The 22,039-nt window shown below is 73.3% G+C and carries 10 protein-coding genes; 3 read left to right on the top strand and 7 right to left on the bottom strand.

Features of this window, described 5'->3' with window-relative positions; genetic code table 11:
* Positions 1-34 precede the first annotated feature (34 nt).
* The 3 genes from ACFYOY_RS27830 (at position 35) to ACFYOY_RS27820 (ending at position 4,381) form a co-directional block, all read left to right on the top strand.
* Positions 35-796, top strand: coding sequence for a GNAT family N-acetyltransferase (locus ACFYOY_RS27830; protein ID WP_351884881.1), 762 nt, complete (start codon positions 35-37; stop codon positions 794-796).
* A gap of 154 nt (positions 797-950) precedes the next feature.
* Positions 951-3,446, top strand: a complete 2,496-nt coding sequence (locus ACFYOY_RS27825) for a glycoside hydrolase family 3 C-terminal domain-containing protein (protein WP_351884878.1) — start codon at positions 951-953, stop codon at positions 3,444-3,446.
* Positions 3,447-3,586: 140 nt separating this feature from the next.
* Positions 3,587-4,381 carry an SDR family oxidoreductase gene (locus ACFYOY_RS27820; RefSeq protein ID WP_351884875.1) on the top strand — a complete coding sequence of 265 codons (795 nt, stop codon included), beginning with the start codon at positions 3,587-3,589 and terminating at the stop codon, positions 4,379-4,381.
* A gap of 66 nt (positions 4,382-4,447) precedes the next feature.
* Here ACFYOY_RS27820 and ACFYOY_RS27815 read toward each other — a convergent pair whose 3' ends face one another.
* From ACFYOY_RS27815 to ACFYOY_RS27785, 7 genes are all read right to left on the bottom strand, one after another.
* Positions 4,448-5,569 (bottom strand): class I SAM-dependent methyltransferase, encoded by a 1,122-nt coding sequence (locus tag ACFYOY_RS27815; RefSeq protein WP_351884872.1) that lies wholly within the window; start codon positions 5,567-5,569, stop codon positions 4,448-4,450.
* Positions 5,566-6,831: a glycosyltransferase gene (locus ACFYOY_RS27810; RefSeq protein WP_351884869.1), complete on the bottom strand. Its 1,266-nt coding sequence runs from the start codon at positions 6,829-6,831 to the stop codon at positions 5,566-5,568. Before ACFYOY_RS27810 ends, ACFYOY_RS27815 begins: the two co-directional genes overlap by 4 nt.
* Positions 6,828-7,757 carry an alpha/beta hydrolase gene (locus ACFYOY_RS27805; RefSeq protein ID WP_351884866.1) on the bottom strand — a complete coding sequence of 310 codons (930 nt, stop codon included), beginning with the start codon at positions 7,755-7,757 and terminating at the stop codon, positions 6,828-6,830. The genes ACFYOY_RS27810 and ACFYOY_RS27805 overlap by 4 nt, the downstream gene beginning before the upstream one ends.
* Before the next feature lie 3 nt (positions 7,758-7,760).
* On the bottom strand, positions 7,761-8,087 hold the full coding sequence (locus ACFYOY_RS27800; protein ID WP_351884863.1) for a phosphopantetheine-binding protein: 327 nt from the start codon (positions 8,085-8,087) through the stop codon (positions 7,761-7,763).
* Positions 8,084-12,673, bottom strand: a complete 4,590-nt coding sequence (locus ACFYOY_RS27795; protein WP_388590286.1) for a beta-ketoacyl synthase N-terminal-like domain-containing protein — start codon at positions 12,671-12,673, stop codon at positions 8,084-8,086. Before ACFYOY_RS27795 ends, ACFYOY_RS27800 begins: the two co-directional genes overlap by 4 nt.
* Positions 12,670-19,797, bottom strand: a complete 7,128-nt coding sequence (locus tag ACFYOY_RS27790; RefSeq protein ID WP_351884857.1) for an SDR family NAD(P)-dependent oxidoreductase — start codon at positions 19,795-19,797, stop codon at positions 12,670-12,672. The genes ACFYOY_RS27795 and ACFYOY_RS27790 overlap by 4 nt, the downstream gene beginning before the upstream one ends.
* A 440-nt stretch (positions 19,798-20,237) precedes the next feature.
* The gene (locus ACFYOY_RS27785) at positions 20,238-21,911 is read right to left on the bottom strand and encodes an ATP-binding cassette domain-containing protein (protein WP_351884854.1); all 1,674 of its coding nucleotides are present in this window, start codon (positions 21,909-21,911) and stop codon (positions 20,238-20,240) included.
* Between the last annotated feature and the right edge of the window lie 128 nt (positions 21,912-22,039).

The following is a 22,039-nucleotide window of genomic DNA, read 5'->3' as shown; positions in this document are numbered from 1 at the left end:
CGCCCCTCCCCTTCTCCCCACCCTTCCGAAAGTGATGCAGTCCACGACGTTCCCTCCCCGCACCGCGGATCTGTTCACCCAGGGCCTGGAGGACCGCCCGGGCTCCGCCCTGCTGCGTTTCGGTGCGGCGCGCCGACGCCCGCCCGAGCGGCTCAGCTGGTCCGGCCCCGGGGCCGTGGCCTGGCTCGATGGCTCCCGGGGCCATGTGTGGAGCGTCGGGAAGCCGGTGGCCGCCGCCGGACTGGTGCTGGGCGCGGCACAGCGCCTTCCGGACGAAGTGAAGGAGTTCACGGGTCCCCGCGGCACCGACACCCTGGTCGCCCGCCATCTGCCGCTGGCCGATGTGGTCGAGTGGGTCTTCCGCTGGACACCGGACGAGCCGCCCGTCCATCCGGGTGAGGAGCGGGTGGTCGAGCTCGGCGAACGCCACCACGAGGAGCTGCTGGCCTTCCTCCGGGAGCACAGCCCGGCCCATTCGACCGGCCCCGGCTCCTCCGGTATCAGCCTGTGGGCCGGGATCCGGGGCGAGGACGGGGGGCTGGTGGCCTGCGGCGCCCTGAGCAGCCTGCGGGACAGCGGCGCCCCGCTGATGGCGTCCGTGGCGACCGACTCCCGGCAGCGCGGCCAGGGTCTCGGCGCGGCGCTGACCTCGTGGCTGACCCGGTACGCCGTACGCCGGCACGGCTTCTGCACACTGTGGCAGCTCGCCGACAACGCCCCCGCCGAACGGCTCTACACCCGCCTCGGCTACCGCAACGAGGACCTCTGCGTGGCCGCGCGGATCGCCGCGCGCTGAGCCCGACACCTCGATCCCGAAACCCGGCGCACACCGGCGAGCGGCCGACCTCGTGATGTGATGTCCGCACGGTGTTCACCCGACGGACACCGAAGCAACGTCAGCACGCCTGCGTACACACACGTCTTCGAGCCGCGAGAGATGGAGTGACGCCATGCCGGGCGCCCTGTCACGACGTTCCGCCCTGGCCTTCCTCGGAGGGGCGATGGCCGTCGCCGCCACTGGTGGGGGCGGCCGGCCGGCGGCGGCGGCCGATCCCGCTTCCGGCCCCGGATCCGCGCCCGGTCCCGTCTCCCGGGTGGACACGCTGATCGGCCGGATGACGCTCCAGGAGAAGGTCTCGCTGCTGCACGGCGCGAAGGATCCCCAGAGCCTCGGGCAGGCGGGCTACACCCCCGGTGTCCCCCGGCTCGGCGTTCCACCGCTGCGCCTCGCCGACGGGCCCGCCGGTGTACGGGTCGCCCGCCGTGCCACCGCGCTGCCCGCGCCGGTGCTGCTCGCCTCCGCCTTCGACCCGGCCCTGGCGCGGGAGTACGGGCAAACCATCGGGCGCGAGGGCCGCGCGCTGGGCCAGGATGTGCTGCTCTCCCCCATGGTCAATCTCATCCGCACCCCGTACGCCGGGCGCAACTTCGAGACCTTCGGCGAGGACCCCCTGCTCGCCTCCGAACTGGTGGCCGAGGAGGTGCGTGGCATCCAGGGCGAGGGCCTGATCGCCACCGTCAAGCACTTCGCCCTGAACAACCAGGAGTACGAGCGGGAGTCGATCGATGTCGTCGTCGACGAGCGGACGATGCGGGAGACGGAGCTGCCCGGCTTCGAGGCGGCCGTACGGGCGGGTGCGGGGGCGGTCATGGGCGCCTACAACAAGGTCAACGGGGCCTTCGCCTGCGAGAGCGAGCCGCTGCTGACCGGGGTGCTGCGCGAGGACTGGGGCTTCGACGGCTGGGTGATGACCGACTGGCACGCCGCCCACAGCACCGCGGCGGCCCTCGGCGCCGGGCTCGACATGGAGATGCCCGACGGCAGGTATTTCGGCGACGCCCTGCTCAGGGGGGTGGCCGACGGAACCGTACCGGAGGCCGAGGTGGACCGCGCGGCCGGTCGCGTCCTGACCGTCATGGACCGCTTCGGCCTGCTGGACGGCGGCGCCCCGCCGCGACCCGGCCGGGACCCCGGGGCCGGGGCGCGCACCGCGCTGAAGGTCGCGACGGCGGGCGGCATCCTGCTGCGCAATGAGCGCGGCGCACTGCCGCTGAGCGGGCCCGCCGCCCGGTCGATCGCCGTCGTCGGGCCCGCCGGCTCCATCCCCTTCGTCAGTGGCGGCGGCAGCGCCCAGGTGGTCCCCGACCACGCCGCGAGCCCGCTGGAGACGATGCGCGAGCGCGCCGGGAAAGAGGCCCGGGTGGAGTACGCCCTGGGCGAGGACGTGTTCGGCAAGCAGTTCCCCGCCGCCGCGCTCTCCCCGGCCACCGGGCTGGAGGAGCGGAAGGTGGCGGCGGGGAAGAGCTGGAGCTACGACGGCACCCTCACCGTCGCCGAGGCCGATGAGTGGACGTTCGTCCTGCACTTCAGTGGCCCGCCCGCCGGCCGCCCGAAGGTCCTGCTGGACGACGAGGAGTTGTTCCCGTTCCGGCCGGGCTTGGGCGAGTACTTCACCGGTGGCTTCCTCAGCGCCGCCCCGGACGGGCTCGCCGTGCGCCGGGCGGCCGTCGCGCTGACGACGGGAAAGCACCGGCTGAAGGTCACCGCCAAGGGCGGCGGGGAGGGGGTGACCTTCCGGCTGCGCCGCACCACCTCCGCCACTCGCGCCGCCGATGTCGCCGAGGCCGTGCGCGTCGCCCGCGCCGCGCACAGTGTGGTGCTCTTCGCCCACGAGGACGCCACCGAGGGCAGGGACCGCACCACCATCGCCCTCCCCGGCCATCAGAACCCGCTGATCGCCGCCGTCACCGAGGCCAACCCGCGCACCACCGTGGTCCTCAACACCTCCTCGTGCACCTCGATGCCCTGGCTGGACCGCACCGGCGCCGTCCTCCAGATGTACTATCCCGGCCAGGAGGGCGCCGCCGCCACCACCGCCCTGCTCTTCGGCGACGCCAACCCCGGCGGGCGGCTCACCCAGTCCTTCCCCGTCTCCGACGACCGCCATCCGATGGCCGATGACCCCCGGCGCTACCCCGGGGTGAACGGGCGTGAGGAGTACTCCGAGGGCATCCAGGTCGGCTATCGCTGGTACGACGCCAAGGGTGTGCGGCCGCTCTTCCCCTTCGGCCACGGCCTGTCGTACACCACCTTCGCCTATGCGGGGCTTCGGCTGCGAAGACGCGGAAGCGGGCTGGAGGCGGTCTTCACCGTGCGCAACACCGGGCGGCGGGACGGGTCGGAGGTGGCCCAGGTGTATGTGGGGCCCTCCCCCGAGCTGCCGCTCGACCAGGCCGAGCGCGCCCTGGCCGGATTCCGGCGGATTCATCTGAGGCCCGGCGAGGCGCGGCAGGTGACCGTACGGGTGGCGGCGCGGACGCTGTCCTCCTGGGACACCGAACGCCGTGGCTGGGTGCTGGGCACCGGGCGCCGGACCGTGGAAGTGGGCTCCTCCTCCCGCGATCTGAGGCTGCGGGGGCAGATCGAGGTCCGCCACGGGGCCTAGGCCAGTCGTGGCGGATGTCTCGTCGGTCGCGGCCGAAGTCCCGTCGGCCGTGGCCGCCTTCGCATACGACGACTACGCTAGTATGACGCGTGTGCAACTAATGGCGCACGCAAGCATTGAGGCATCGACGAAGGAGCGCCGTGCAGATCGACCTTTCCGGTAGGACCGCCCTGGTCACCGGCTCCACGCAGGGCATCGGATTCGCCATCGCCGCCGGCCTGGCGCGGGCGGGCGCCCGTGTCGCCGTCAACGGGCGCCGGCAGGAGTCCGTCGAGGCCGCCATCCAGAAGCTGGAGGAGGACACGGAGGGCGGCTCGTTCATCCCCGCCCCCGGCGACATCACCTCCGAGGACGGCGCCCGTGAGGTCACCGCCGCCGTGCCGGACGCCGATGTCCTGGTCAACAACCTCGGCATCTTCGGGGCCATTCCGGCGCTGGAGATCAGCGACGATGAGTGGCGGCGCTATTTCGAGGTGAACGTCCTGTCCGCCGTCCGGATGATCCGGAGCCTGCTGCCCGGGATGAAGGACCGCGCATGGGGCCGGATCCTGAACGTCGCCAGTGACTCCGCCGTCGTCATCCCGGCCGAGATGATCCACTACGGGACGTCGAAGACCGCGCTGCTCGCGGTCACCCGAGGCTTCGCCAAGGAGGCCGCCGGTACGGGCGTCACCGTCAACTCGCTGATCGCCGGGCCGACCCACACCGGCGGCGTCGAGGACTTCGTGTACGAACTGGTGGACCCGGAGCTGCCCTGGGAGGAGGCCCAGCGGGAGTTCATGGCCAAATACCGGCCGCAGTCGCTGATCCAGCGGCTGATCGAGCCCGAGGAGATCGCCAACATGGCGGTCTACCTCAGCTCGCCGCTCGCCTCGGCCACCACCGGCGGAGCCGTGCGTGCCGATGGCGGCTACGTCGACTCGATCCTTCCCTGACGCGGGCGTCATCCGCTCCCCCGGGCCCCGAGGCGGGACCCGGGGGACACCTCAGCGGGGGACACCTCAGCGGGGGTCGGGACGGGCCGGGGCATCGCACCGGGCCACCACCCGGTAGGCATTGGACACCTTCCCCCACCCCGCCAGCGGCTTGAGCAGCAGCCGGTCCAGGGTGGTCGCGAGGATCAGCGCGGGGACGGCCGCGAGCAGCAGCGCACAGCGCAGCAGCCAGCGCGCCCGGCCGGGCGGTCGCGGCAGCGAAGGGGCGTCATCGGGCGGGATGACCGCGTTCAGCGACAGCCATACGGCGCCCAGCAGATCGACCGTGTCGGACGGTGCGCGGTGCTCCTCGGCGATGACGGTGAAGCCGAGCGCGTCCAGTTCCTTCCGGAGGTTCGCCACCGGCAGGAAGTGCAGATGCTGAGGCTGGAGCCAGGGCAGCCAGAAGCGGCCGAGGAGCCGGGCGAACCAGCACTCCGGATCGGGCACCTCGATCAGCAGATGGCCACCGGGACGCAGCGCCCGCCGGGCCGCGCGGAGTTCGTCGCGGGGATCGGTGCTGTGCTCCAGATAGTGGAACATGCTCACCACGTCGTAGCCCCCGGCCAGGCGCTCCTCGGCCAGCTCGGGGAAGCTGCCGCGGATGCCCCGGTCTATGCGCCCCGTCCGCTCGGCCAGTTCGACGCCGTCGGTGAAGTCCAGTCCGTCGAAGCGGGTGCCGGGGAAGACGGTGCGGGCCACCGCGGGGAAGTGGCCGTGTCCCGTGCCGACATCGAGCCAGGTCTTCGGGGGTTCGGCGGAGGGCTCCTGGAACATCGCGCGCCGCCGGTACACCTTGTCCCGCCCGGCGAAGAGGTTGCCGAGTTCGATCTCCCCCATCCCGTCGTAGAAGTCGCGGTAGTAGAACTCCAGGCCGTCGCCGTTCAGCCTGGGGTTCTGGAAGACGTGGCCGCAGTCGGCACACGCGTCGAGCACGAAGCGGCCCGGCTTGCTCTGGTAGCGGTCCCTGGTGCGCAGCCGCCGCTTCAGCCGCGTCGAGCCGCACCACGGACAGTCGGTACGACGCGGTTCGAAGAAGCGCCCGGTGCCCCGCGCCAGATCGGCCTGGTAGCGGGGGCGCAGCGCGGCGACGGTCTCGGCGCGCGACGGCTTCGCGGGCGTACGTGGTGCGTCGGACGTGCGGCTCATCGGTCCCCCTCGGGAGTCGGCGTGGCATGGCCACCGGCCTTCGCGGCCAGCGCTTCCAGGTGTCCGGCTGCCGCCACGGCGCCGCCCGCCGCGCGGAACGAGGCCCCGACGCGCTCGGCGGCGACGCGGTACCCCGGCTCGTACAGGACGGTGTCCAGCGCCTCGCCGAGCCCGGCCGCCCTCGCCCGGCCGAACCTGACGCGGACGCCCGCGCCCACGTCCACCACCTGCGCGGCCACCACCGGCTGGTCGTCCCGGATGGGGGCCACGACGAGCGGAACGCCGTGCCACAGGGTTTCGCAGACCGTGTTGTGGCCCGCGTGGCACACCACTGCGCTCACCCGTTCCAGAAGGCGGAGTTGAGGGACGTAGCGGCACACCAGGAGGTCCTTGTCGTCCGGGGTATCGGGGGTGTCCGGGGTGAGTACGCCCTCCGGGTCGACGATGACCGTCTGGAAACGACCGGCCCGGGCCCGTACGGCCTCCCGGCACTCGGTGAGGAAGCGCGCCCCGGCATCGGTGTTCGCGGTGCCCAGCGTGACCAGAACGGCCGGGCGCGCGGGGTCCAGCCACCCCCAGGGGAAGTCCGTCGTGGCCGGCCGCTCGGCGATCGACGGGCCCACGTAACGGACGCGATCACCCGCCCGGGCCGGCCGTCCGGCCAGCTCCTCGGTGGTGAAGGCCAGGACCAGCTCCGGTGAGAACCGGGGATCGGCCGTGCCCTCCGGAGCGCCGATCCGGCCCCGCACCTCGTCCATGAGCCCGTCCAGCCAGGCGTCGATCTTGGGCAGACCGTCCAGCGCGCCCGTGAACTCCGCCGAGGTGGTGGCGGATGTGGCCCAGCGCACCCCCAGCCGTTCGGCCACCAGTCCGCCCGCCACGGTCTGCTGGTCGGCGATCACCACATCGGGGCGGAACTCCTCGATGGCCTTGGCGACACCCGGGGCCATGGCCTCGGCGAGCGGCACCAGGAACCGCTCCCACAGGAACCTCAGCGCCGCCGGGCCGCGTACATCCGGTGGCCGGCCCGCCCCGCCCTCGCCCAGCACCGGCCCGGCGCAGCGGTAGACCGTCGCGCCCTGCCCGGTCAGCCGCCCGACGACCTCGGGCATCCCGGCCCAGGCCACCTGGTGTCCCCGGGCGGTGAGTTCGGCCGCGACGCCGAGGGTGGGGTTGACGTGGCCGACCAGCGGCGGCACGACGAAGAGAAAGCGGCGGGGTATGCGAGGTGGGGCTGCCTGCGATCTGCTGGGTTCGCTCATGAGGCATCGGCTCCCAGGGCCGCATCCGCCGCCGGGGCGCCGGTGTCCGGTTCACACCCGTGGATCCAGGACAGCAGCAGTTCGCGGATGCGCGTGGGCGCCTCGGCGAGGACCGAATGCCCCTGTCCCGGCAGGACGACGGTCCGGGTGCCGGGCAGTACCGACTCCAGCCACCGCTCCTGCCCGGCGAGTTCGGAATCGGCGCCGTAGACGGCCAGTACCGGGCAGCGCACCGCGCCGACCTGCTCCTCGCTCACCACCCGGCTCTCCGGTACGTCCTCGGCGATGGTGGTCGTACGGACCAGGCGGGCGGCCGACTTGGCCAGCCGTGCGGTGTGGGCGCCCCGGTGGGCGCTGACCCAGGCCAGCGACTCGGCCTCATGGACGACCAGTTCGGCGACGACGCGCCGCAGGATTCCGCTGATCTCGGTCAGCCAGCTCTCGGTGGCGGGCTTCGCCTCGATCACCGCGATCCCCGCCACCCGCTCCGGATGGCGCATGGCGTAGGCGAACGCCACCGTTCCGCCGAAGCAGTTGCCCACCAGATGGACCGGTCCAATGATGTCCAGCCGGTCGAGCAGCCGCTCCAGATCGGTGACGAACGTGTCCAGCCGGTAGCCGGAACCGGGGCGCTCGCTGCGGCCGTGCCCCCGCTGGTCGTACATCACCACCTCCAGCCCGGCGGCGGCGAGGTCCGGGGCCACCGTGAAGTACCAGCTGGCGAGGGAGTCGGTGAGCAGACCGTGGATGAGTACGGCGGTGGCGGTGGGCGGACGGTCATCGGGCGGGGACAGCCGCTGGACATGCAGTCGGACGCCGTCCGGCCCGGTATCCGGACCGTCGTGGTCCGTGGCGTGGTCCCCGTCGTCGCCCGTACCGCTGCCCGTGCCGGCGCAGGTGTCGCGGCCGGTGTCGATCATCGCCATGGGTCAGCTCTCCCCGGCCGCCCGGAGGCACCGCACGACGTACTCGACGAGCTGCCCCACGGCGAGATCGATGATCTCGTCGAGCTCCAGGCCCGCCACGAACTCGGCGAAGTTGACCTGTCTGCCGTACCGGGCCTCCAGGCTGCCGGCCAGCGCCACCAGATCGATGCTCTCCAACTCCAGATCCTCGGTGAAGCGGGTCTCCATGGTGACCTCGATATCGTCGAGGCCGTATTCGTCGAGCATCGTCCGGAGCATCCCGGATATCTCCGCGAGCACGGCCGGTGCGTCGGCGGCGGGTACCGAGACGGTCTGATTGGCGGTGGTCACTGGTCGCTCTCCTCGTCCTGTTCCTGGTGGTCCGGGCCGGTCGTCCAGGCCACGGCGTAGTCCCTGTCCGGCAGTCCGGGCGGGTTGGCGATGGTGATGCAGTGGACCTGGTAGCGGCGCGGGCGCTGCTCGGGGGCGGTGGCCGCCACCTCGACGATGAGCCGGGCCGGTGCCGCGTCGGGGTGATCGGCTCCCGGCCGTACCTCGGAAATGGTGAGGTCATGTGGCCGGTCGTGCAGGGCGGTGCCCTCCGTCGTGGTGACCGCCTCCTTCGCGGCCCGGAAGGCGGTGGCCCAGCGGGCGCGCGATCCACCGCCCCCGGCCGTCGCGGCCGCGAGGAGTTCCCGCTCGGCCCGGCCGAAGGCGGCCGCGAGGGCGTGGTCGTCGCGGTCGGCGACCTCTTCGAGCGCGATACCGGGGCCCGGGGCCCCGTGTGCGCGCGGCACCACCAGGGCGGCCCCGGCCTCGGCCCGGTGTGCCAGCGAGAGGGCCAGTTCGGGCAGGGTCCGGCCATGGACGCCGATGGCGTACGGGCGCCCCTGGGCGTCGTAGCGTATCCCGATCTCGGCGGGGAAGACCGGACCTTCGCCGTGGTCCCAGAGCCATCGCCGTACGGCGTCCTTGGCCGCGATCCTGCCCAGCAGCCACTGTCTACGGCCGCGTGGCGGCTGGTGTTCATATTCCGTGCGCTCGTCGCTGGCCAGGTGGTTACGCATGATCAGGTCGCGGGAGGCCAGATCGGGCCAGCGCTCATGGAGCAGTACCCAGCCGCCCGGCTGGGGCCGGGACAGCGTGTTGCGCTGCGGGAAGCGCTCCACGGGGCGGGTGTCGGGGTGGTTGTCGAACCGGCGGTCCTGCCATCCGGACAGCTCCGCCCACACCTCGCCGCCGATCAACAGCTGTGCGTCGGCCTCCAGCGCGGTAGCGGTCAGCGAGGTGATCCTGATCAGGCACTCCACCGGTGTGCCGGGACCCGGATGCGGGCCGAAGAAGCGCATCAGACGCATGCCGACCGGGAAGACCACGGTCCGTTCGGTACGAGTCGCCATGATCCAGTAGCCGAGGAGCTGTCCGACGTTGTCCAGCAGCGCTCCGGGCGCGGGGGGTGTGGTGAGCGTGCCGCGTATGTGCGACTCGCCGATCGCGGTGAGCGCGGTGAGTCCCTGGAAGGCCGGGCCGTGGAACATCCAGCGTTCGGCGTAGACGAGCTGTGCGGTGTGGTCGGGGGTGCGCTCGGTGGCGGGGTCGGTGGGCCAGGGGGCGGGGCGGGTCGCGGGGTGGCGGGGGGCGACTTCCACGGTGGCGCGGGCGCTGCGGCCGAAGGTGACGGTGTAGTGGCCCGCCGAGGCGGGGGTCGCGGTGACGGGGACGGTGCTGGGGGGTGCCGCCGTCACCCACTGGTCGAAGCGGGCGCCGTGGACGGCGACGGCCACAGCGCCTCCGGCCGTCTGCTCCGCCGCTGTGTGTTCCGCCGCGTCCATGAGGTGCTGGACGATCGTGGTGGCCGGGACCACGGGCCAGCGGTCCGACTCATCGGGCCAGCCGGGGCGTTGGGGGAAGAAGCAGTGGTCATGGAGGTAGGGCATGGTCTCGGTGGAGACCTGCAGATCGTGGGTGCGCGGGGTCGGAGGGCGGCTTGCCGCGATGACCGCTGTCGCGGTGGTGGCGGTCTCGTCGAGCAGCGCGTTGAGTTCGGCTTCCCACAACGGTGGTGGGCAATCGTTCCGCGGGTCGGAACGGGCGGGCACCATCCGGCCCGCACCCGGCGACGGCGACGGCGACCAAGCACCACGGCGCGGCCCCGCTCCCCAGGGCACCGCTCGCGATAGCTCATCGCGCAATGCGCTCAGCCTCGGTTCGCTGAGCGAAACCAGTGAACCGTTCAGGTCCAGCCGCACCGGAGGAAGCACTGGTTTCGCCCGCTCAGCCTCGCCGCGCAGTGCCGGATCCACCTCCGCCCCCTCCGTCCACAGGGCCGTGGCCACGCGGCGGAGCTGGGAGACGCCGTCGCGGTGGGGGGAGTTGGCGGCCACCACCAGATGGTCGCGGCCGTGCAGCGTGTCGCCGATGAGCGACCCCAGCTGGCCCGTGCCGACTTGGACGAACGCGCGGAAGCCCGCCTCGTACAGGGCCTCGGTCAGCAGCCGGAAGCGCACCGGCTCCAGCAGGTGGCGGATGAACAGCTCGCGCACCTCCGCCTCGGCCGCCGGATACGGTGCGGCGGTCGTCCCGGACCAGACGGGGATCCTGGGCGGCAGGAGCAGCTCGAAGCGTTCCGTCACGGCTCGGATGGGGTCGAGGTAGGGCGCCAGCATCGGCGTGTGGAAACCGGACTGGAAGGGCAGGAGCTGCGCGATCACGCCCTCGGCGCGCATGGCCCGGACGAACTCCTCGACATCGTCGCGCGGCCCGCACACCATCGACTGGCTGGGCGCGTTGTCGTGCGAGAGCACGATCCGGCCGTCCGACCGTGCCGCCAGCTCCGTGAGCACTCGCGGAGCACCGGCGCCGAGGACGGCGAAGGCCAGGCCGGGCACTCGCAGCGCGTCGGGGTCGAAGGAGTCGAGGAAGGCGTCGACCTCCTCGCCCGCGTAGAGGCCGCCCACGGCCAGCGCGGTCCACTCCCCCACACTGTGCCCGGCCACCGCGTCCGGTACGACCCCCATCCGCCGCAACGCCGCGTCCAGCAGCCGGCCGACGCCGAAGACACCGACGCCATGGCGCCCGATGTCGCCCACGCGGGTCGCCTCGCCGAAGCGGTCCCCGGCGGGGCGGGAGAGCCCGAAGTACTCGGCGACGCCGTCCACGCGGGGGACGAACTCGGCTTCGAGGCCGGGGAAGACGAAGGCGAGCTGTCCCGTGGCCGCCTTCCCCGTGGCCGCCGGGCCCGCGCCGAGCAGCGGCGCGGGGGTGAACCAGATGTCGTTGCGGCCACGCCAGGGGCGGCCTTTGGCCACCATGCGCCGGGCGAGCGCGAGTCGTTTGGCGGTGGGGTCGACGATGCCCAGCCGGGTACGGGCGTCCCGCCCCGTCACCGTCGTCCGTACGGTCGCGTCGTCCGCCGCCAGCAGCTCGGCCAGCCGCTCCGGGGTGTCCGCGGCCAGCGCCAGCACCCGCTCGGGTTCGATGACGACGGTCGTGGCGCGCGGCGCCACCGGCACCGGCGCCTGCTCCAGCACCACATGGGCGTTGATCCCGCCGAATCCGAAGGCGTTGACGGCGGCGCGCCGTACGGGCGCCTCCCAGGGCTCGGCCGCGCCGAGCACCGAGAAGCGGGTGGCCGCCAGCGCCGGATGGGGGTCGTCGCAGTGCAGCGTGGGCAGCAGCCGGCCGTGGTGGACCGCGAGGGCGGCCTTCACCAGACCGGCGACACCGGCGGCGGGCATGGTGTGGCCGATCATCGACTTCACCGAACCGATGACGGCCGTCTCATCCGGCGTGCCACCGGGGCCGAACACCTCGGCCAGCGTGGCCAGTTCGGCGGTGTCCCCGGCGGGCGTCGCGGTGCCGTGCGCCTCCAGCAGCCCGATGGCGCCCGGCTCGCGCGGATCGAGGCCCGCGGCCCGCCACGCCTGTCGTACGGCCCGGGTCTGACCGCCCGGGTCCGGGTTGACCAGACCGGTGGCGCGGCCGTCGGAGGCCACACCGGTGCCACGGATCACCGCGTAGACGCGGTCGCCGTCGCGGAGTGCGTCGGCGAGCCGCTTGAGGACGACCACACCGGTGCCCTCGCCGATCAGCAGGCCGTCGGCCGCGCGGTGGAAGGGCCGGATCCGCTGGCTCGGCGAGAGCGCGCGCAGCTGCGAGAACACGCTCCACAGGGTGATGTCGTGGCAGTGGTGGACCCCGCCCGCGAGCATCACATCGCACCGGCCCGAGGCCAGCTCCCCCACCGCCTGGTCGACGGCGACGAGTGAGGAGGCGCAGGCGGCGTCCACGGTGTACGCGGGGCCGCGCAGATCGAGCCGGTTGGCGATGCGCGAGGCGGCGAGGTTGGGCACCAGGCCGATGGCCGCCTCGGGCCGGTGCGGGCCGAGCCGCTCGGTGAACGCGGCCCGTACGAGGTCGAGTTGGTCGGGGCCGAGGTCGGGCAGCAGCTCGCCGAGGGTCCGTACGAGCTGGTGGGCGGTGCGCACCCGCTGGTCGAGCCGGACCAGCCCGGGGGTGAGATAGCCGCCCCGGCCCAGCACCACGCCCACCCGCTGCCGGTCGGGGAGCCGGTCCTCACCACCCGCGTCGGCGATCGCCGCCGCCGCGACACCCAGGGCGATCAGCTGGTCGGGTTCGGTGCCGGACACCGAGTTCGGCATGATCCCGAACCGCGCCGCCTCGATCCGGGCGAACTCGTCCACGAACCCGCCCCGTCGGCAGTACACCCGGTCGGGTGCCGCAGGCGTGTCGCCACCGCCGTCCGGGGCGTAGAAACCGGCGTCCCACCGCCCGGCCGGGACCTCGCTGATGGCGTCCACGCCGCCGACCAGGTTGCGCCAGTAGGTGTCCAGGTCCGGTGAGCCGGGCAGCAGCACGGACATGCCGACGATGGCCACCGGCGGCTGCCGGTGCGCCTGCTGGTCCGTCACGCTCACCAGCCCGAGGCGGTGTAGACGACGGATCCGGTGGACTCCTCGCCCCAGGCCAGCTCGCGCAGCAGCGCCAGCGTGCCCTCCTCCGGGTCGATGAGCGAAATGCCACGCCGGGCGTACTCGCGGCCCAGCTCCGGAGTGACCATCCCGCCATGGGCGCCCGTCGGTGCCCATGGACCCCAGTGCACGGTCAGCGCCCGGCGGCCGGTGCGGTCCCGCCAGCGCGCGCCGAGGGTCTCCAGCACGTCGTTGGCCGCCGCGTAATCCACCTGGCCGCGGTTGCCGAGGGCGGCGGCGATGCTGCCGAACAACACGGCGAACGCCGGGGGTTCGGGCAGCTCCGCCAGCGCGTCCAGCAGCGTCCGGGCCCCCTCCACCTTGGTGCCGTACACCCGCTGGAAGGACTCGGCGGACTTCTCCGAGATCAGCCGGTCCTCGATCACACCGGCCCCGTAGACGACACCGTCCAGCCGTCCGTGGTCGGCGTGGATCTGCTTCACCGCTTGGAGCACCGCTTCGGCGTCGCGGAAGTCCACCGAGCGATAGCGGACCCGGCCGCCCAGGGCAGTCAGCTCCTCGATGGTCGCGGCGACCTCGCGCCGCGCCAGGATCCGGGCGGCCTCCCGCTGAATCTCGGCGGGACCCAGCCCACCCCGGGCGGCGAGCGCCGCGCGCAGGGCCGTCTCGTCGCGGGCCCCGGCGGTGGCCGGGTCCTCGGGGCCGACGGGCTCCGGCGTACGGCCGAGCAACTCGATCCGGCAGCGGGCGGCGGACGCGAGGGTGGCGGCGCACCGCGCGGTGATGCCCCGCGCCCCGCCGACCAGGACCACCACCGCGTCCCGGTCCAGGCCGAGCGCGGCGGCCTCCGCCGCACCGTCCCCGGCGGGCCCGGCGCCCGAACCGGCGAGCGCGCCCAGCGGGGTCTCCACGAGGTCCAGCCGGTGACGCCGCCCTTCCGCGGTGCGCAGCACGACGGGCGTACGGTCCGGGGCGAGCAGCTCGTCGAGCACCCCGTCGGCCACGGCGTCGGCGAACCTGGGCGCTTCGGTGGACGCGGCCGCTTCGGTGGATCGGGGCGCGTCGGCGGAACCGGCCACGTCGGCGGGCCCGGCCACGTCGGCGGGGAACTCCACCAGCCTGGTGACGATGTCCGGGTACTCCCTGGCCACCGTACGGAAGACCCCGCGCAGCCCGGCCGTGCGCGCGGCGAGCGGGTCGGCGCGGCGGAGCGCCAGCAGCCAGTGCGGGGCGCGCCGCAGGGCCGACTGGAGGGCCGTGAACGCCTCTGGCAACACCGGCGCGCCGGGGGTGGCCAGCGGGTCGAGCAGCAGCACACCGTCCACCCGGCCGTCCTCCTCGGTGAGCGGATGCCCGGCGGCGAGGCGGACGGCCTCGGCACCGCGCTCGCCCAGGCGGGCGGCCACCGCCTCGGCCACCCCGTCGACCTCCCCGCCGAGCAGGGCGAAGCGCCGGCCGGTCAGATCGGGCGGCGCGGTGGCACCGTCCTCGGGTGCGCCGAGGGGCACGGGCACCAGCCGCAGACGTTTGGGCGCCACACCGGACACGGCCACCGGCTCGGGCTCGGCCGCCGCGTCCTCGGCCACCGCCACCGGCTCGTCGGTCGGTGTTGCGGAGGCCGCCGGGGCGGGCGGCGCAAGGCGCGCGGTGAGCCAGTCGGTGACGGCGGCGGTGGTACGGGCCTTGGCCAGCTCCTCCAGCTCCTCGTCGCCCAGGGCGGCGGTGTCCGCGCCCGCGACACCAAGGCGCCGGGCCAACTCGCCCGCGATCTCGGCGCGTTTGATGGAGTCAATGCTGAGATCGGCTTCGAGATCGAGGTCGGGTTCGATCATGTCGACCGGATAGCCGGTGCGTTCGCTGATGATCTCGGAGACCGCGCGCAGCACATCGGGCCCGGTGGCGGGTGCGGGCGGGGCGGATGCGGGAGACACGGTGGCGACCGGCACGGCGGCCCCTGAAGCGGCGACCACCGCAGCAGTGGCCACCGGGCCGATCTCAGCGGGCAACGGGGTGGCCGCGGCGACCGGAGCCGGTGGCGAGGCGTGCCGTTCGCCCGGCGCGCCGCCGAAGTAGGTGAGAAGCACGTCGCGCTGGGCGGCGATCATCTCCCGGCTGGTCCTGAGGAACTCCGAGATCAGGGCGTCCCTGCCCCCGTACTCGCCGCCACCCGTCCGATCGGTCTGGCTCACGGTCGCCTCCATGACACGTCGGGCCGGTGCCAGCGCACCGGGAAGGAGCTCACCGTCCGCGGTGCGGACCAGGTGTCCGTCGACCGTCCAGCCGGGCCGTTTCGGTGGCGGGGCGGATCCCGCCGCCACCGCGTCCCGGCCGTGGAACAGCCAGGCCGTACGCACCGGAACACCGGCGACGGCCAGCCGGGCGAGGGTGTCGAGGAACCCTCGCGGTCCGGCGGAGCCGGTACGCCGTCCCTCGCAGGCGAGGGCGAGGTGCGGACGGCCGTCGAGGATTTCCCCCACGAGCCGGGTGAGCACCGTCCCCGGACCGGCCTCCACGAAGATCCGCGCGCCCGCCTCGTACATGGCCTCGATCTGCGCCACGAAGCGGACGGGCGCGCCGATCTGGGCGACGAGTTCGGCGCGGATGGCGTCCGGCTCAGCGCCGTGCGGGGCGGCGGTGCGGTTCGCCCAGACGGGGAACTCGGCCGCCCGCACCGGATGACGGGCCAGCGCCTCGGCGAACCGCGCACCAGCCCCGGCCACCAGCGGGCTGTGGAAGGCGCAGGCCACCGGGATCCGTTTGACCGAGTGCCCGGCCGCCCGCAGCAGCCGCACCGCCTCCTGGATGTCCCGCTCGGGCCCGGAGATCACGGTCTGCCGTGGCGCGTTGTGGTTGGCGGTCACCACGCGCTCGGCGAGCCCGGCCGCCCGCAGCACCGGCTCGACCTCGCCGGGGGCCGCGGTCACGGCCGCCATGGTGCCGGGCTCCTCCCCGGCGGCCTCGGCGGCGCCGAGGATGGCCGCCGCCCGCTCGGCGCTCAGCCGCGGCAGCGTACGGGGGTCGAGGGTGCCCGCGGCGCACAGTGCGACCAGTTCGCCGTAGCTGTGTCCGGCCGCCATGTCGGGCCGGACCCCGGCGGAGGTCAGGAGGGTGTGCGCGGCGAGCCCGACCATGCCCAGTGCGGGCTGGGCCACCCGGGTGTCGGTGATGGCGGTGCGCTGTGCCGCCTGCCCCGCATCGTCGAAGGCGGCCGGGGGATACAGCGCGTCGGCGTAGGCGCGTCCGTGGCGCAACTGGCGCTGGAGTGCGGGGAAGGTGACGAAGGCGTCGGCGAACATTCCGGGCCGCTGGCTGCCCTGCCCGGGAAAGAGGAAGGCGACCTTGCCGCGCTCCGGCTCGTCCCCGGCCTCTTCGGCCGCCTCCGGGGCGATGTGCAGCCCGTCCGTTCCGCGTGGCCCCGGGCCCGGCGGATCGCCCGCGAGCACCTGGCGTAATCGTGCGGCCAGGTCGTCCAGGTCCGCGGCCACCACCGCCACCCGGACCGGTTCGTGCCCGGCGTCGGCGCGCCGGGAGGCGGTCAGCGCGAGGTCGCGCAGCCGCCATGGCCGTCCGGCCGTGTCATTGGCCATGAGCTGGTCGAGTGTCTCCTGGACCACCCGCAGTGCCGCCGCCCGGTCGGCCCCGCGGAAGAGGAACAGCTCGGCGGGCCAGGCGTCCAGGCCCTGTGCGGGGGGTGCTCCCCGGCCGTGTGCCGCGAGCACCACATGGAAGTTGGTCCCGCCGAAGCCGAACGCGCTGACCCCGGCCACCCGTTCGGCGGGCGCGGCGGCCCACGGGCGGGCCCGGGTATGGAAGGCGAAGGGGCTGCGGCCCGCGTCCCATGCCGCGTTGGGCCGGGTCAGATGCAGGGTCGGCGGTGTGATGCCCGTGTACAGCGCCATCGCGGCCTTCACCAGCCCGGCGAGCCCCGCGGCGCACTTGGTGTGCCCGATCTGGGACTTCACCGAGCCCAGCGCGCACGCGCCCGGTGCGGCCCCGGCGTCGGTGAACACCTCGCCCAGGACGGTGAGTTCGGTGCGGTCGCCGACGACCGTGCCGGTGCCGTGTGCCTCGATCAGGCCGACGTCGGCGGGCGAGAGGTGGGCATTGGCGTACGCACGCTCCAGGGCGGCCCGCTGTCCCTCGGGGCGCGGGGCGGTCAGCCCCAGCGAGCGGCCGTCGCTGGAGGAGCCCACGCCCTTGATGACGCCGTAGACGCGGTCGCCGTCCCGTTCGGCGTCGGCCAGTCGTTTGAGGACGACGCAGGCGACGCCCTCGCCGAGCGCGATTCCGTCGGCCGAGCTGTCGAAGGTGCGGGAGCGGCCCGTCGGGGAGAGGGCGTGCACCGAGGAGAAGAGCACATAGTCGTTGATGCCGTTGTGCAGATCGGCGCCGCCGCACAGTACGAGGTCGCTGGTGCCGGCGGTCAGCTCCTTGCAGGCCACATCCACGGCGGCCAGCGATGACGCGCATGCCGCGTCCACGGTGTAGTTGGCGCCGCCGAGGTCGAGCCGGTTGGCGATCCGCCCGGAGATGACGTTGGCGAGCATGCCGGGGAAGGAGTCCTCGGTGAGCCGCGGCAGCTGGTCCGCCAGGTCCCGCGGCACCTCGCGGACGTAACGCGGCAGGACGGCGCGCAGCGTCTGGGCGTTGGACAGATCGCTGCCCGCCTCGGCGCCGAACACCACGGAGGTGCGGGAGCGGTCGAAGGTCCGGCCGGGGTCGCCGTATCCGGCGTCCTCCAGGGCCCGGCGGGCGGCCTCCAGGGCCAGCAGCTGAACGGGTTCGATGCTGCCGAGCGAGGCCGGGGGGATGCCGTAGCGCAGCGGGTCGAAGGGGATGGGTGGCAGGAAGCCGCCCCATTTTGAGGCGGAGGCGCCGTCCTTGTCGCCCGTGTAATGGACGGCCGGGTCCCAGCGCTCGGCGGGCACTTCGGTGACGGCGTCCACACCGCCCACCACATTGGCCCAGAACGAGGCGAGGTCGGGCGCCTGCGGAAACATGCACGCCATGCCGACCACCGCCACGTCCAGCGGCGCGGGCGCTTCGGTCTCCGCCGGGGCCGAGGCCACGCCCAGGCGCTCGCACACCGCCTCGGCGCGTGCGGTGAGGAAGTCGGCGGCGCCTGGGCCCACCGCATGGTGCAGGGCCCCGATCGTGGTGGTGGCCGAGCGCATCACGGCGACCTGTCCGGCCATGAACATCCCGCCGCTGAGCTGGTCTTCCTCGTCCACCGAAGTCAATGCGCCATCGGGCCCGCGGTCCATGCCCTTGCTGGCGATCCTCAGCCGTCCCACATTCAGCCGCTCCAGCCGCTCCCAGACGTCCCGGTCCGGCAGGCCCTCGTTCCGCAGCCGCTCCTTGATGGTGTCGAAGCTCTCGGTAAAGGGGCTGGGCACACAGCGTGTGGCGTGGCCGGGGGCGGTCTCCAACAGCACGGTGTGCTCGGCGGCCACCACTTGGCGCTGGAAGAGCGGTTGTACGGCGCCGTGTGCCACCGCCTCCTCGGTGAAGAGATACGCGGTGCCCATCAGCGAGCCGACGGCGACGCCGCGCCGGGTGAGCGGGGCGGCGAGCGCGGCCACCATCGCGGCGGAGCGTTCGTCGTGCACTCCCCCGGCGAAGAAGATCTCGATACCCGCGCCGTCGGTCCCGTCGGTCCTGTCGGTCCTGTCGGTGCTGTCGGTGCTGTGGGTGTTCGCCCTGTGACGTGGGTCGTGCGCGATGTTGTCGAGGAAGTCCTCGACGACGGCGATCTGGGCCTCCCATAACGGAAAGCTGTTGCGCGGCCCCACGTGGCCGCCGCATTCGGAACCCTCGAAGACGAACCGCCGGGCCCCGGCCTGGAGGAACTGGCGCAGCAGCCCCGGCGAGGGCACATGCAGATAGGTGGCGATGCCGTCCCGTTCCAGCGCCTTCGCCTGGGACGGCCGTCCGCCCGCGATGACGGCGTGGCTGGGGCGGATCTCCCGTACGGCCTCGATCTGGGCGTTCCTGATCTCCTCGGGTGCGAAGCCGAGGACACCGACGCCCCAGGGGCGTCCGTCCAGCGCGACCGCGGCCTCCTCCAGCATGGTGCGTGCCTGTTCGCGTCCGGCCAGGGCGAGCGCGATGAACGGCAGCGCTCCCCCGGCGGCGACGGCGGAGGCGAACGCGCCCTGGTCGCTGACCCTGGTCATCGGGCCCTGTGCGAGGGGCAGCCGGGTGCCGAGGCGGGTGCTCAGCGGGGCGCCGGGGCGCAGCGCCGAGACGGCGGAGCCGTTCCGTACGGCCTCGTGTGCGGCCTCCCGGATGGCCTCGGTGATGCCCCGGACGGTGCGGCCCACATCCCGCCACCGCTGGGCGAACTGAGCTGCCAGGAAGCCGTCCTGACCCACCGTCAGATTTGGCTCGATGTGCTGCGTGGCGCGCCCCCGGCGCCGCAGGACGCGGTGCCCCTCGACGACGGTGGTCTCGGAGCCGTCCATGGAGCGGATGGCGGCGGCCCGGTCCTCCGGGAGCCCCGATTCGGCGAGCAGGGCCAGTTGGGTGTCGAGCACGACCCCGGCCGCGCCGCCGAGTACGGACGCCGCGGCGGCGTGTGGGCCGATGCCGCCGCAGGCCCACACCGGTAAGGACACCCGGGGGTCGGCGAGGAGCCGCTGCAGCAGGACGAAGGTGCCCAACGCCCCGATCCGCCCGCCGCTCTCACTGCCCCGGGCGATCAGCCCGTGCGCTCCGGCGCGGACGGCCTCGAGCGCCTCGTCCAGGTCGGTGACCTCGGCCAGCACTCGGCAGCGGTCGAATACGGCCTCCACCGGCCAGGGCGAGTCCACTCCGAGCACCACCGTATGCGGACCGGGCGCGCCACCCTCTGGGCTGCCGGCGGCCGGGGCGTCCGGCAGGTCCGCGGGGGTGAGGCGGCAGCCCGCCGCGACCCGCACGCCGTACCGCCCGTCGGCCACCCACTCGCCGATGTCCTCCCACGCCCGGAGGGCCTCACGGCCCGTTGTTCCCAGGTCGAGAACGCCGAGACCGCCCGCGCGGCTGACCGCTGCGGCGAGTCTGGCGTCCGGTTCCCCGAAGGGAGTGATGCCGATGACAAGATCGCCGGCGTCCACGGCGGATGACATGTTTTCTCCGAAAATCGCTAGCGCAGCAGGAAAGGGAGATAATTCGGGCAACGCATGTCGAACGTATGGCACGGGAATCTCGCGAAACGGCGCGGGGCTGAAATTAGCCACTTCATTACTGAAGAGTCAACAAGCAGTCGCAAGCCCGCGCCGCGACGGGCTGATTCTCGCCAGACGCGCAGACATCGGTGGCGTTGCCACCTCCTCCCCCCTCTGTTAAATGTTCATATATCTCAGGTGAAAGAGATCGCTGCCGAAGGTATGCCGGGGCGCATGAGTCAACCTTGAATGCGCCTTAACCTGCGCGGACTCCAGATCCTGATTTCGCTGCCGCGAATTTCGTGTACAGGCAGGAGAGGCGGGGCGGCCGGGCAGGTGGCCACGCCTGTCGGGGTGGTGCCCGGGCGGGTGGCCACGCGGGCCGCCCGCCCGGGCCGGTCTCAGTCGCTCCCCTGCGTCGCGGATGACTCCTCGAGCAGATCCCGGACCTCGTCGGCGCCGGTCTCCCGCAGCTCCTCGCCGACCAGCAACCACCGGGTGATGCCGATGGATTCCAGGAACGGCAGATCGTGGCTGGAGACCACGAGCGCGCCCTCGTAGGAGTCCAGCGCGCTCGTCAGCTGCCGCGCACTGGCCATGTCGAGGTTGTTGGTCGGCTCGTCGAGCAGCAGCAGCTGCGGGGCCGGTGCGGCGAGCATGGTGGCCGCGAGGGCGGCCCGGAAACGCTCGCCACCCGAGAGGGTGCCGGCCGGCTGTTCCGCCCGCGCCCCCTTGAACAGGAAGCGCGCGAGCTGGGAGCGGATCTGGTTGTCGGTGATCCCGGGCGCCCGGGACGCCACGTTCGCCGCCACGCTCAGCTCGTCGTCCAGCACATCCAGCCGCTGGGGGAGGAACCGCAGCGGCACGAACGTCCTCGCCTCCCCGGACAGCGGGGCGAGCTGGCCGGTGAGGGTGCGCAGCAGTGTGGTCTTGCCCGCTCCGTTGCGTCCCACCAGCGCGATGCGCTCGGGCCCCTGCACATGGAGGGTGGCCTCGCGCAGCGCGCCGTACCGGGGGCGCAGTTCACTCAGGCTGAGCACGGTGCGGCCCGCGGGCACGGCGGTGTGCGGCAGGCTCACCCGGATCTCGGCGTCGTCGCGGACCGCCTCGGCGGCATCCTCACGCCGCTCACGCGCCTCGTGGAGGCGGTCTTCCTGCAGGTCGCGGAGCTTTCCGGCCGACTCCTGCGCGGACCGCTTGCGGGCACCGGCGACGATTCTCGGGGCCCGCCGCTCGACGTCCATCTTCTTGCTGTTGCGCTGACGGCGTGCCAGTTTGATGTGGGTCTCCTCCAGTTCGCGTTTTTGCCGACGCACATCCGCCTCGGCGACCCGCAGCATTCGCGCGGCCGCCTCCTGCTGGGTGGCCAGCGCCTCCCGGTAGGCGGACCAGCCGCCGCCGTACCAGGTCACCGACCCGGACCGCAGTTCGGCGATGCGGTCCACCCGCTCCAGCAGCTCCCGGTCGTGGCTGACCACGACCAGCACACCGGAGCGCCAGGAGTCGACGGCGTCGTAGAGCCGCCGCCGCGCGAACAGGTCGAGGTTGTTGGTGGGTTCGTCGAGCAGCAGGACGCCGGGGCGCTCCAGGAGCAGGGCGGCCAGGCGCAGCAGTACGGTCTCCCCGCCGGAGAGATGGCCGACCGTGCGGTCCAGTTCGACATCGCCGAGCCCGAGTGAGCCCAGTGTCGCCAGGGCCCGCTCCTCGACGTCCCAGTCGTCGCCGATCGTCTCGAAGTGGGCCTCGTCGACGTCTCCGGCCTCGATGGCGCTCAGGGCGGCGCGCCGCTCGGCGATGCCCAGGGCCTGGTCGACGCGGAGGGTGGTGTCGAGGGTGATGTTCTGCGGAAGGTAGGCGAGGCTGCCGCCGACGGTCACCGACCCCTGCGCGGGGCGCAGCCGGCCCGCGATCAGCCGAAGCAGGGTGGACTTGCCGCTGCCGTTGGTGCCGACGAGGCCGGTGCGGCCCCGTCCGATGCCGAGCGAGAGCCCGTCGAAGACGCTCGTGCCGTCCGGCCACTGGAAGGACACGCCCGAGCAGGTCACGGAGGCGCTGGGGGTGGGGGATGTAGCCATGGTGTTCTCGCATTCGCAAGCGCTGTGAAAAGGGGCTACGTATGCGAGCACCACGCGGCGACCAAGCCGGGAAATCGGGTGCGGCCCTCCGAAGGGTGAGGGACGGCTGATGCACCGAGGTCGCATTC

It is taken from the genome of Streptomyces sp. NPDC007875, from assembly GCF_042868035.1.
Classification (GTDB): Bacteria; Actinomycetota; Actinomycetes; order Streptomycetales; family Streptomycetaceae; genus Streptomyces; species Streptomyces antimycoticus.
Note: the sequence above shows the minus strand (reverse complement) of the source record. Positions and strands in the feature narration are given on the sequence as shown.